Source organism: Coleofasciculus sp. H7-2 (assembly GCF_042747725.1).
Classification (GTDB): domain Bacteria; phylum Cyanobacteriota; class Cyanobacteriia; order Cyanobacteriales; family FACHB-T130; genus FACHB-T130.
On sequence record NZ_JBHZGO010000062.1, the window covers coordinates 1 to 11123 of the forward strand.

Below are 11123 nucleotides of genomic sequence, written 5' to 3' on the forward strand. Positions count from 1 at the left end.
CAGCCCTCAGTCCTCAGCCCTCAGTCCTCAGCCCTCAGTCCTCATTCCTCCCCACTCTGAAAGCTGTAGATTTTTTGTGTTTCTAAATGGTCGCAGACAGACGAAGGCAGCGTACTTGCACAGAAGTTCTGCCGGTCTAGCTGGATTTGTAAGCCTGTCAGGGGGTCTATTCCCGTCGAAACCATGAATTCCAGACGTTCTAACTGAGGCCATGCGCTCAAAGCATCCAGAATTTGCGCGATCGCTTGGACGTAAGGATGTCCTGTCTGCTGATACCAATCCGGTGACGCGAGATTGGATTGATCAAAACCTAAGTGAACGGTTAACGATGGCGTACCGAACAGAGCGATCGCAACAGGTCGCGTTTCCTCCTGCAACAACAAATCGTAAGTTTTTGCCAAATGCCGCAGTTTCTCTAATCGTTCGTAGCGCTTAGTGACTGACTCCGGTTCATCCTGCCAGTGCAGCGCCACGGTGATTAAATACGTCTGCAACAGCAGATGACCCAGCTTTTTCGCTTTGGTCGCCAGATAGATGGAATTATAATCATTCGCCTCAATCAACAGCGGCACCCGATCCACCACCTCCAAGCCATACCCCTTTAAACCCGCAATCTTGCGGGGATTATTCGTGATCAGGCGAATTTTTTTCACTCCCAGATCGTTGAGAATTTGCGCCCCCACCCCATAATCCCGCAAGTCAGCAGGGAAACCCAAGCGCTCGTTTGCTTCGACGGTATCCAGCCCCATGTCTTGCAACGAGTAAGCTTTCAATTTATTAACCAGCCCAATTCCCCGCCCTTCTTGGCGCAGGTAAACCACAACCCCCGATCCTGCATTCTCGATCATTTTCAGCGCCGCTTGTAGCTGCATTCGGCAGTCGCAGCGCATGGAACCCAAAGCGTCACCCGTGAGGCATTCCGAGTGCATCCGCACCATCACTGAGTGGTCTGAGAACTCGGCTGGATCTCCCTTCACAATTGCGACGTGTTCGGATTGATCCAGGCTGTTGCGGTAGGCGTAAATTTGAAAATTCCCAAACTGAGTGGGCAGTTCAGCAATCGTCTCGCGGCAGACAAACCGTTCGTGGTTGAGGCGGTAACTAATTAAGTCAGCAATGCTAATAATTTTCAGTTGGTGAGTCTTGGCGTACTCGATTAACTCTGGCAACCGCGCCATCGACCCATCGGGATTTTGAATTTCACAGATTACCGCAGCCGGGTACAATCCCGCCAATCTTGCCAAATCAACTCCGGCTTCTGTATGACCTGCTCGTTTCAGGACACCCCCTTCCCGCGCCCGCAAGGGAAAAATGTGACCGGGACGGCGCAAGTCATTGGGCTGGGTAGCTGGGTTGAGGGCGACTTGTATCGTCACCGCCCTGTCCTCCGCTGAGATGCCAGTCCGGACTCCCATATTCGGTGCAGCGTCGATGCTGACGGTGAAGGCTGTTTGGTTGCTGTCGGTGTTGTTGCTAACCATCAAGGGCAGATTCAGTTCATCCAGGCGATCGCCTGTCAGCGCCAGACAAATCAGACCTCGTGCATTCACCGCCATGAAATTAATCATGTCGGGCGTCGCAAACTGAGCCGCGCCAATCAAGTCGCCTTCGTTTTCTCGGCTCTCATCATCTACTACCACGACTACCCGCCCAGCCTTCAGGTCTGCCAAGGCGGCGACAATCGCGTCAAATTTAAACGGTTGGGTTGAAGAAGCGTGATTTTGCGCTTCTTTGCTTTGAGACAATTCCACAGATTAATTAGAGCAATAAACCATACATCAAGTATCTCTTTTTGATAGTAGCCTGTCGGCACCCCCAAGCGGCGCGATCGCCCGGATTCGAGGGCGATCGCTTAAATTGATACTTATCGTCTGTAGACTTATCGTCATCTAAAATAACATTCTTTCTTAATCATGGTGGCTAATTCCGAACTCGAAAAATTTGGCAAACAACTCCGAAAATTGAGAAAGGCACGCGAACTTTCTCAGGAAAACTTAGCAGAACTGACCGGGCTACACCGCACTTACATTGGTGGTATTGAACGGGGTGAGAGAAATGTTTCCCTTGTCAATATCGTCCGCTTAGCAAAAGCTTTAAGTGTATCTCCCGCCGAATTATTAAAAGGAATTGACTAAATAAATTATACATTGATGGGTTTGATTTACAGCAATTTACATTAAGATACCGGCATTTCACAGCGAACAGTTTACGGCTATAAATTTAATATAGCAGCCTATAAATGCTGAAAAAATAACTAAGTTGAGACGTATATAGAGCAATTTTAAGTGATTCGTAAAATCTTCTTCTTTCTATTTTTTCCTTTTTTTCTGTGTTCTATAAGTAGGTAGACATAATTAAACTCGCGCATCTGAGGTAGGGAATGGTTGAGGCAACGTTACCCAACACTAAAATGGGTTTGATGGGTTACTCTCCCTTGAAGCCTAAAGCCTTACGGCATGAACGCGCCTACGCTTATGCTCTACCCATCCTACAAATATTAGATCCATCTACTTAGCGCTGACGCGCATGGCTGAGCGCGATCGCTAAGACGGTTCGTTTAAAATATATCTTACAAATCCCATAGGACTGCTATAGCAATCCTATTTGAGTTGCGAGATGCCAGCCCTTCAGATCCCCGACTTCGTAAGAGTTGCCCTAGGATGTCGCCTTCACGAATCATTTAGGACTGCCTGCTATAAGTAAAAATCAAGGGAGAGGGGAATCCTTCTCCTTTCCCCTTCACTGAGAGAGAGTTAGGGGGTTAGGTTCTTCTGCCGCATTTGGTTCAAGTGAGAAGCGCGATATGTCATGATGTTGATTTATAACGCTAATTAGACCACGCAGCACCGCCCAAACTATCAATTTGAGCGGTGCTTTTCTATAAGGATAAATTCCCACAAAATTAGGTCAATCCCCGAATGGTTGCTCTAGCCAACCTGGAATTCGCCGCAGCTAACCTTGTAACCCTAAATGATTACGCTGATATTTCTACCACCAAATCTTGGTTTTAATACTACAATGCAGCAAAAGTCGCTTTCAGCCATCAGCTTTTAGCAGGGCTGAGGCTGATTGCCTGACAAATCTCGGATGTGTAGGCTGGGTTGAGTTCACGAAACCCAGCACTGGTAAAGTTTGTTGGGTAACGCTATCGCTCTACCCAACCTACGATTTTTCAAGGGTTTCAGGAGTTTGGTCAGTCAATCAGGGACTGAGGAATAAGCAATGAGAAAGAAGTTATATTCAGCAATCATTAGGGGCATGGCAATGCCGTATCCTTATCGCTCAGTACTGACTTTGGTTGACTGCGCTTTGCTGACCGCTGAGCGTTTAAAATTTAAACTTTTTAGGGAACAAGCATCATGGGTGATTTAGGGCGCGTGCCTGTTGGAATTGTTGGCGCGTCAGGCTATGGTGGTGTGCAACTTGTACGACTCTTGATGGAGCATCCAGGGGTCGAACTGGTTTACTTAGGCGGCGAGAGTAGCGCTGGAAAGCCGTTTTCCGACCTTTACCCCCATTTAGGCGATCGCGTTGACTTGAAGATAGAACCGCTTGATTTAGATACTATTGCCAATCGCTGTCAAGCCGTTTTTCTCTCTTTGCCTAATGGTCTTGCCTGTCAGATGGCACCGACGCTAGTGGCGAAGGGGTGCAAGGTGCTGGATTTATCCGCCGATTACCGATTTTCCAACCTGGAAACCTATCAAACTTGGTACGGTGGAGAACGTCAAGACCGAGAAGTTGCAGCCACAGCGGTTTACGGCTTACCGGAACTATACCGCGATCGCATTGCCGACGCCCAGTTAGTGGGTTGCGCTGGTTGCTATCCCACCGCCAGTTTGCTAGCACTCTCGCCGCTACTCAAGCAAGGGTTAGTCTTGCCAGAAACTGCGATTATCGACGCTAAATCTGGCACCTCCGGCGGCGGACGGCAAGCGAAAACCAATTTGTTGCTGGCTGAGGCAGATAATACGCTAGGAGCTTATGGTGTTGGCGGACGGCACCGACATACCCCCGAAATTGAGCAAATTTGTAGCGATCTCGCCGGTCACGAAGTTACAGTGCAGTTTACCCCTCACTTGATTCCAATGGTGCGCGGGATTCTAGCAACCGTTTATGCCAACTTGCGCGATCCGGGGTTAGTGCGAGAAGACTTAATTACTATCTTTTCAGCCTTCTACCGTGCTTCGCCTTTTGTGAAAATATTACCAGGCGGCATCTACCCCCAAACGAAATGGGCTTGCGGTACTAATCTTTGCTATATCGGCATCGAAGTCGATCCCCGCACCGATCGGGTCATTGTCATGTCAGCCATTGATAATTTAATCAAAGGTCAAGCTGGTCAAGCTCTCCAGTGTCTCAACTTGATGCTGGGTCTGGAAGAAACGCTAGGCTTACCTCAACTCAGTTTTTATCCGTAGGGATCTGCTTTCAGATTTTTGGGTATTGAGTTGGATGGCTGAGGGATCTGTTTTTCGGAGTAGTCGAATAAGCGGCTGGCGTTGGCGATGAGAGGAGCTTACTGAAGTTAGCTGCGGCGAGAAAAAATTTGACGCGATCGCGCGACCCAATAGCGGCTGAATAAAATATTGGATAACTAGGGGCATACCAAAAACCCGTTTTCTTGTCTAGAAAACGGGTGTCTAAAATAATTGACTGGTTCGCGGGCGATCGCTACCGATCGAGACTCGTTGGCGTCAGCAAAGCTGTTGTCTCAAACATAAAAAGTATTGATTACGGTATCAATTGAAATGAGTCGAAAAACTTTTGAACATCGTTGGTGTTTGAACCAAGCGTACTGACTTGATACAGCCGCTGCTTCACCAGAAAAATCCGGGCTTGACCAATGGAACCGTCAGAATCTTCATACTTAATTTCTCTGCCAGGAATTCCATCCAGCGAAATTGGGCGCTGAGTTATTAACTTCGCTCCATCCGTCAAATAACCCTCAGCCGCCGCACCCAAGAGTTCTTCAGAGTCTAGCTGAGCGATCTCGTTTGCGAAGTCAGCATAGGAGACTAAAAACACACCCTCTGACGTAGCGACTGTAAACAAATGCTGCTCAGAGTCGCCGTCTTCAGTTTTTTCGGTTTGTGTCTCCTCCTCCGGGGTTCCCGGCATTAGCACCACAAAGCCTCCTTCAGAGGAAGAAAACTCCTGCCAATCCTCTTGAGCGACTAGAACCGGCTTAGCAGTGCCGATGAGCTGACAGTTAGCACAGGGTTGGATTTGAGGTAACTGTGCGTTCCCTTCGGCTCGGACGGCTGCTGACACAGACAGAGGAGCAAATAGGGTGGCGATCGCCAGGATTTTTAGTTTCATATTGAGTTGTGCAAAAGTCGGTTAATCCTTTTATAGCAACGCACAGATTGACTGAGTTCCTGGACGAGCCACCCGATAAGCTGGCACAAACTGCCCCAATTAATCTGCTTTAGCGGGGGCCTAGCCCAATCGTAGCGGCATAGACTGCGCGATCGCCTAATTCATCTTCAATTCGCAGCAGTCGGTTGTATTTCGCCACCCGTTCGCTGCGGCAAAGCGAACCTGTTTTGATTTGACCTGCTCTCGTGGCTACGGCTAAATCGGCAATTGTGGTGTCTTCAGTTTCGCCGGAGCGATGGCTGATGATTGACCGGAATCCGTTGCGAGTAGCAAGTTCAATCGTTTCGAGAGTTTCAGTGAGAGAACCAATTTGGTTGAGTTTAATCAGGATCGAGTTAGCTGCGGCTTGCTCGATGCCTTTTTGCAGGCGGATAGGGTTAGTGACAAACAGATCGTCGCCGATGAGTTGAACGCGATCGCCCATTTTCTCTGTTAATAGTTTCCAGTTTTCCCAGTCTTCTTCGTGCAGTCCGTCCTCAATTGAGACAATCGGATACTGTCCCACCAACTTACCCAGATACTCAATAAAGTCAGCCGGGGAATGGGATGAGCCATCGTAGACATACTGCCCTTCTTTATAAAACTCACTGGCAGCAACATCTAGCGCCAGCGCCACTTCTTCTCCGGGTTTATAGCCAGCCTTCTCAATCGCCGCCACCAATAGTTCCAAAGCCGCTTGATTGGACTCTAAATTAGGCGCAAAACCGCCTTCATCGCCGACTCCAGTCAGCAAGTTTTTGTCCTTTAAAACTTTGCTGAGAGCCGCAAACACCTCGGCACCCCAACGCAACGCTTCCTTAAACGAAGACGCCCCAACCGGCACAATCATAAACTCTTGGAAATCCACGTTATTATCCGCGTGGGCACCGCCATTGATTACATTCATCAACGGCACCGGCAATACATTAGATAATGGGCTACCCAGATAGCGATAGAGCGGCAATTCCAGAGCCACCGCCGCCGCCTTAGCGTTTGCCAGCGAGACGGCGAGGATGGCATTCGCTCCCAAATTCGATTTATTCTCCGAGCCATCCAGCTCAATCATCGTGCGGTCAACCGAAACCTGATCGAGCGCATCCATCTCCAACAACTCAGGAGCAATTTTCTCCTCGACATTCTGGACAGCTTGGAGGACGCCTTTACCACCGTAGCGGCTGGCATCCCCATCCCGCAGTTCGTGGGCTTCAAAAGTCCCTGTGGAAGCGCCGCTGGGAACTTGAGCCAATCCCATCACACCGTTGATCAGATAGACTTCGGCTTCCACTGTCGGACGCCCCCGCGAGTCGAGAATTTCACGAGCCACAATGGCGTCGATGGCAGTATCTGGCGTGTTAATCATTCTGTTTCACCCTTCAATAGCAAAATTGCAAGTGTCTCACACATCAGCAAGCCTTAGACTTTTTAGCCCGCTTGTTATAGCGGTTTTCATCCCTTGTCGAAAACACCTGGCGTGACTGAATGTATTATTGTATCTATGGTGACGTGGGTTGTTTTGTAAAAATCCCTATCAGCGATTGAAATAGAATACGTCCTGAACGGACGCTCAAGCGTCATCTTAAAAGGGAATTCGGGATCAAAACGATGCGAATGCTACATACGATGTTGCGAGTCGGCAACCTGGAAGAGTCTTTGAAATTTTACTGCGACGTGCTGGGCATGAAGTTACTGCGTCGGAAAGATTATCCGGATGGGAAGTTCACGCTGGCATTTGTGGGTTACGGCGACGAATCTGACCATACCGTTGTGGAACTAACCTACAACTGGGGCGTAGAGCAGTATAACCTGGGAGATGCCTACGGTCATATAGCTCTTGGCGTTGATGATATTTACGCCACCTGTAACGAAATCAAGGCGCGTGGCGGCAAAGTGTCGCGGGAACCGGGACCAATGAAGCACGGTTCGACGGTGATTGCCTTTGTGGAAGACCCAAATGGCTACAAGATTGAGCTAATTCAGCTAGGAAAGGGATCTGCCCAGAAGTCAGAAACCGCTGAAGTAGCAAGTCGGTAGGTTTTTGATCCCCCCCAACCTCCCTTGAGAAGCACAGTTGTTTCATTGGTTGCAATACCCGCCCGGAAATCAATTTCCGGGCTAATAGCTGGCATTCCGTTAAAACGGAATGCCAACCTTATAAATAGTCGGTTTCAACCGACTTTAGCTATGAGCCAGGGACTTGAGTCCCTGGCGGACTGAGTGGGAACGAAACTCGATCAAACGTGTGGCATCAAAACGTATGCATCAGTATTAGCAGTCTGGAAAAAGCAGCGACTGACTTGTAGAAATAACTAAAACTAATTTTTCCGATACCCCTATGACAGGACTTGAACCCATAGTTGTAGATGCAGCAATTAAAGGTTTAGCTAGCGTTGTTATCAAAACAGTTTGGGAAGGTGGGGGTAAATTCCTCGGCTTGATAGGCGGAAGCCTAGATGAGGGAAAAAAGCAGCTAATTTTTAACGCATCAAAGCAATATGTCAAGAACTATACTGAGCGTCACGGCATCCTGAAAGTGTTGGGAATGCGGGAGCCTGTAGCCTTGGAGTCAGTCTATACTGGCGTTCAGTTTTTAGATAAGCAAGATATTTGTCGATTTGAGACAATTGACAGCCTGGAAGAAGCTTACCGCCAAGCTCAAAGGCGCAGTTATCAGTCTAAAGATACCCGTAAGCAAGAAGGGCTGAAAGTTGCTAACGAAAAGCAATATCTCATGGTAATCGGTGGGCCAGGAGCGGGAAAATCCACATTTTTACGGCGGATGGGGCTGGAAGCACTGAAGGGCAACAAGGGAAATTTTAAGCACTCCTGTATCCCTGTTTTCATCGAACTCAAAATATTTAACACAGGTGAAATCAATATTGAGCAAGTCATCACTGATGAGTTTCGCACTTGTGGTTTTCCTTCACCTGAAAAATCTACGAAGAAATTATTAGAGCAAGGCAAGTTGCTAATTTTGCTGGATGGTTTAGATGAAGTGCCAACAAAAAACTTAAATGAGGCAATCGGTCAAATCCAGAATTTTGTTGATCGTTACGATAAAAATCGCTTCATTGCCTCTTGCCGCACGGCTGCCTATCGCAGTGGGTTTCGTCGCTTTAGCGATGTGGCAATGGCTGATTTTGACGATACCCAGATTGAGCAGTTTATAGAACCCATTTGACATCTTTCAGGAGGATGAGGTAGGGTCATTGCAACTCACCTAATTCCGCCTTTATGCCGTACTCCAGTAGTTTAACCGACCGAGAGTGGGATCTTCTTGAACCGTTACTCGCTGAAATCCTGCCTCAGAAGAAACGAACGAGACCCACCAACTGGACAAAGCGAGACCTCTTAGATGGCATCTTCTATTAACTGAAGAATGGCTGCAATTGGGAAGACCTGCCCTGCATACCTACCGCCCTACTCGACGGTCTACTGGCACTACAAGCAGTGGCGCCAAGCTGGAGCCATTGAGAAGCTGATCAGCGTTTTACATGGGCAAGTGCGCGAACAAGTAAAAAAAAAGCCAAGTGGACAACGTTGATCATCATTGACTCGCAGGCAGTCCAGAATACTTGCAATGCGAGTATGGAGTCAAAAGGGTTCTGCTTCTACAAAGCCACCAACGGGATTAAACGGCATCTGGCAGTGGATACGTTAGGCTTTCCATTCTTCACGCACTGCACAAAAGCCAGTGTTTCCGATGATGCGGGATTGATTGAGATGTTGACCCAAAACATCAAGTATTTTCGTGCCAAACCGATGAACATTCCCAAGATTACTATTTTGTTAGACCACGGCTATCATCCAGAGCATCTCACCCAAGAATTAGAGAAGGTGTATCCCCAGATCATGCAGAAGATTAAGTTTGAGCGCTCAACGAAACCCTCTAACCAAGAGAAAGCAGCCCAAGGTAAGTCTGGATTTGTGCCAGCTATTGCTCGGTGGGTGATTGAACGATCTAATGCTTGGATGGAGCGTTGTAAGATTTTAGTGAAGAACTTCGAGCGAACCTTGCCGAATGCAACCACCAAGCTGAATCTTTGTTTCGTCAGGCTGATGATTAAGAGATTAGCAACTTCTTAGAGATGTCAAATGGGTTCTATATAAGTTTCCCGATGTATAGAACCCATTTGACATCTAGCGATGCGCTAAACGCTTGAGCATCAGTCGGATAAAGCAGAGATTGAGTTTGGCAGTGGCATGGCGAGAGCGTCCGCTCAAAGTTCTTGACTAAGCTCTTACAGCGTTCGACCCAAGCATTGGATCGCTCTATCACCCATCGCGTTGCAACCACGACAAATCCCGTTTTCCCTTGCGCCGCTTTTTCCGCTTTAGTCGGCTTGGGTGCGAGTTCAAACAGAATCTTGGTCATGATCTGCGGGTAAAGGGCTTGTAAGGCTACGGTCAGCGTGTCCGGGTGATAGCCATTGTCCAGCAGAATGGTGATCTTTGGGATGTTGACGGGCTTGGCACGAAAGTAGTCGAGGTTCTGGCTCAACATCTCGATTAAGCCCTGGTCATCTGAGACATTCGCTTTCGTGCAGTGGGTGAAAAACGGAAAGCCTAAAGTATCGACCGCAAGATGCCGTTTGATGCCATTGGTGCTTTTGTAGAAGCTTTTATCCTTTTGACTCGACACTCGCGTTGCAGGTATTCTTCACCGCTTGCGAGTCAATCATCAGCAACGTTGTCCATTGGGCTTTTTTTTCACTTGTTCTCGCACTTGTCCGTGCAAGACCGTCATCAGTGTCTCTATCGCTCCCGCTTCCCGCCACTGTTTGTAGTGCCAATAGACTGTGGAGTAAGGCGGCAGATCTTTCGGCAAGTCTTCCCAATTGCAACCATTCTTCAGTTGATAGAACATTCCATCAAGCAGTTCTCGCCTTGTCCAATTCGTCGGTCTCGTTCGTTTCTTTTGCGGTAATATCTTGGCGAGTAAGGGTTCAAGAATTGTCCATTCTGCGTCGGTGAGGCTGCTAGAGTACGGCATGGCATCTGTGTTTGGGTTTGGCAATGACCCTACTGTATCTAGGTAAGAGATGTCAAATGGGTTCTATAGAACCCATTTGACATCTTTTATAATGGTGAAAGTAGGCACCTACACCCTCTAATCTAGTCGCTATGGCATATTCCAGCAGTCTCACTGATGCAGAATGGGAGATTCTTGCACCCCTGCTGCATCAGATCCTACCGCAGAAGAAACGAACCCGACCTGGTGATTGGACAAAGCGGGAGATCATCGATGGCATTCTCTATCAACTGAAGAATGGCTGTAATTGGGCAGACTTACCCAAAGACTTTCCTCCTTACTCGACGGTCTATTGGCACTACAAGCAGTGGCGGGCGGCAGGCGCTTGGCGAGACACTGATGATGACCTTGCATGAAAAAGTGCGGGAACAGGTCAAAAAAAAGCCCCAGTGGACGACGTTAATCATCATTGATTCCCAAGCGGTGAAGAACACTTGCAATGCGAGTGTCGATTCAAAGGGGTTCTGTTTTTACAAAGCGACCAATGGCATTAAAAGGCACCTAGCCGTTGATACGCTTGGGTTTCCCTTCTTCACTCACTGCACAAAAGCCAATGTTTCCGATGATGCCGGATTGATTGAAATGCTCACGCTCAACCTCGATTATTTGGCGTTGCTGAATTAGGGTATGATGCGAGCGAGAATGCGAGAGGGGAGCCGAAAATGATTTCTTTGATTTTGATAGGGAATTGGAACATCTCCAAATCTGAGATAATGAATTAGTAATCGAATTG

11 protein-coding genes and 2 pseudogenes are annotated in these 11123 nt (G+C 48.1%); 8 read left to right on the top strand and 5 right to left on the bottom strand.

Features of this window, described 5'->3' with window-relative positions:
* Positions 1–41 precede the first annotated feature (41 nt).
* On the bottom strand, positions 42–1751 hold the full coding sequence (ribBA, locus tag ACFW2W_RS13010) for a bifunctional 3,4-dihydroxy-2-butanone-4-phosphate synthase/GTP cyclohydrolase II (RefSeq protein WP_378178405.1): 1710 nt from the start codon (positions 1749–1751) through the stop codon (positions 42–44).
* A gap of 162 nt (positions 1752–1913) precedes the next feature.
* Here ribBA and ACFW2W_RS13015 point away from each other — a divergent pair, with 162 nt between their 5' ends.
* From ACFW2W_RS13015 to argC, 3 genes are all read left to right on the top strand, one after another.
* Positions 1914–2135, top strand: a complete 222-nt coding sequence (locus ACFW2W_RS13015; protein ID WP_378178408.1) for a helix-turn-helix domain-containing protein — start codon at positions 1914–1916, stop codon at positions 2133–2135.
* 245 nt (positions 2136–2380) lie between these two features.
* Positions 2381–2515, top strand: a complete 135-nt coding sequence (locus ACFW2W_RS13020) for a hypothetical protein (RefSeq protein WP_378178411.1) — start codon at positions 2381–2383, stop codon at positions 2513–2515.
* An 844-nt stretch (positions 2516–3359) separates the two neighbouring features.
* Positions 3360–4421 carry an N-acetyl-gamma-glutamyl-phosphate reductase gene (argC, locus tag ACFW2W_RS13025; RefSeq protein WP_378178414.1) on the top strand — a complete coding sequence of 354 codons (1062 nt, stop codon included), beginning with the start codon at positions 3360–3362 and terminating at the stop codon, positions 4419–4421.
* Between the two features lie 313 nt (positions 4422–4734).
* Here argC and ACFW2W_RS13030 read toward each other — a convergent pair whose 3' ends face one another.
* Both ACFW2W_RS13030 and eno read right to left on the bottom strand, forming a co-directional pair.
* Positions 4735–5322, bottom strand: coding sequence for a hypothetical protein (locus ACFW2W_RS13030; protein WP_378178417.1), 588 nt, complete (start codon positions 5320–5322; stop codon positions 4735–4737).
* 109 nt (positions 5323–5431) lie between these two features.
* Complete coding sequence (gene eno, locus ACFW2W_RS13035; RefSeq protein WP_378178420.1) at positions 5432–6721, bottom strand: phosphopyruvate hydratase; 1290 nt, start codon at positions 6719–6721, stop codon at positions 5432–5434.
* A 242-nt stretch (positions 6722–6963) separates the two neighbouring features.
* Between eno and gloA the strand changes: the two genes are divergently transcribed.
* The 3 genes from gloA to ACFW2W_RS13050 all read left to right on the top strand — a co-directional run bounded on the left by gloA (position 6964) and on the right by ACFW2W_RS13050 (position 9444).
* Entirely contained in the window at positions 6964–7392 is a 429-nt protein-coding gene (gloA, locus tag ACFW2W_RS13040) for a lactoylglutathione lyase (protein WP_378178423.1), read from the top strand.
* Between the two features lie 301 nt (positions 7393–7693).
* Complete coding sequence (locus tag ACFW2W_RS13045; RefSeq protein ID WP_378178426.1) at positions 7694–8539, top strand: NACHT domain-containing protein; 846 nt, start codon at positions 7694–7696, stop codon at positions 8537–8539.
* Between the two features lie 359 nt (positions 8540–8898).
* Complete coding sequence (locus tag ACFW2W_RS13050; protein WP_378178429.1) at positions 8899–9444, top strand: transposase; 546 nt, start codon at positions 8899–8901, stop codon at positions 9442–9444.
* 54 nt (positions 9445–9498) lie between these two features.
* On the opposite strand, the pseudogene ACFW2W_RS13055 reads toward ACFW2W_RS13050, so the two are convergent.
* Together ACFW2W_RS13055 and ACFW2W_RS13060 are read right to left on the bottom strand one after the other, a co-directional pair.
* A pseudogene (locus ACFW2W_RS13055) lies at positions 9499–10040 on the bottom strand (transposase).
* Positions 10040–10351, bottom strand: a complete 312-nt coding sequence (locus ACFW2W_RS13060; RefSeq protein ID WP_378178432.1) for a transposase — start codon at positions 10349–10351, stop codon at positions 10040–10042. Before ACFW2W_RS13060 ends, ACFW2W_RS13055 begins: the two are co-directional and overlap by 1 nt.
* Before the next feature lie 131 nt (positions 10352–10482).
* Between ACFW2W_RS13060 and ACFW2W_RS13065 the strand changes: the two genes are divergently transcribed.
* Positions 10483–10746 (top strand): transposase, encoded by a 264-nt coding sequence (locus ACFW2W_RS13065; RefSeq protein ID WP_378178435.1) that lies wholly within the window; start codon positions 10483–10485, stop codon positions 10744–10746.
* A pseudogene (locus tag ACFW2W_RS13070) lies at positions 10730–10996 on the top strand (transposase); the annotation flags it as partial. The gene ACFW2W_RS13065 and the pseudogene ACFW2W_RS13070, both read left to right, overlap by 17 nt.
* Positions 10997–11123: the final 127 nt, after the last annotated feature.

What these genes read in the sequence shown, in the direction of transcription:
- argC (WP_378178414.1), top strand. Translation starts at nt 3,360, where the DNA reads ATGGGTGATTTAGGGCGCGTGCCTGTTGGAATTGTTGGCGCGTCAGGC.
- gloA (WP_378178423.1), top strand. Translation starts at nt 6,964, where the DNA reads ATGCGAATGCTACATACGATGTTGCGAGTCGGCAACCTGGAAGAGTCT.
- ACFW2W_RS13045 (WP_378178426.1), top strand. Translation starts at nt 7,694, where the DNA reads ATGACAGGACTTGAACCCATAGTTGTAGATGCAGCAATTAAAGGTTTA.
- ACFW2W_RS13015 (WP_378178408.1), top strand. Translation starts at nt 1,914, where the DNA reads ATGGTGGCTAATTCCGAACTCGAAAAATTTGGCAAACAACTCCGAAAA.
- eno (WP_378178420.1), bottom strand. Translation starts at nt 6,721, where the DNA reads ATGATTAACACGCCAGATACTGCCATCGACGCCATTGTGGCTCGTGAA.
- ACFW2W_RS13065 (WP_378178435.1), top strand. Translation starts at nt 10,483, where the DNA reads ATGGCATATTCCAGCAGTCTCACTGATGCAGAATGGGAGATTCTTGCA.
- ACFW2W_RS13020 (WP_378178411.1), top strand. Translation starts at nt 2,381, where the DNA reads ATGGTTGAGGCAACGTTACCCAACACTAAAATGGGTTTGATGGGTTAC.
- ACFW2W_RS13060 (WP_378178432.1), bottom strand. Translation starts at nt 10,351, where the DNA reads ATGCCGTACTCTAGCAGCCTCACCGACGCAGAATGGACAATTCTTGAA.
- ACFW2W_RS13030 (WP_378178417.1), bottom strand. Translation starts at nt 5,322, where the DNA reads ATGAAACTAAAAATCCTGGCGATCGCCACCCTATTTGCTCCTCTGTCT.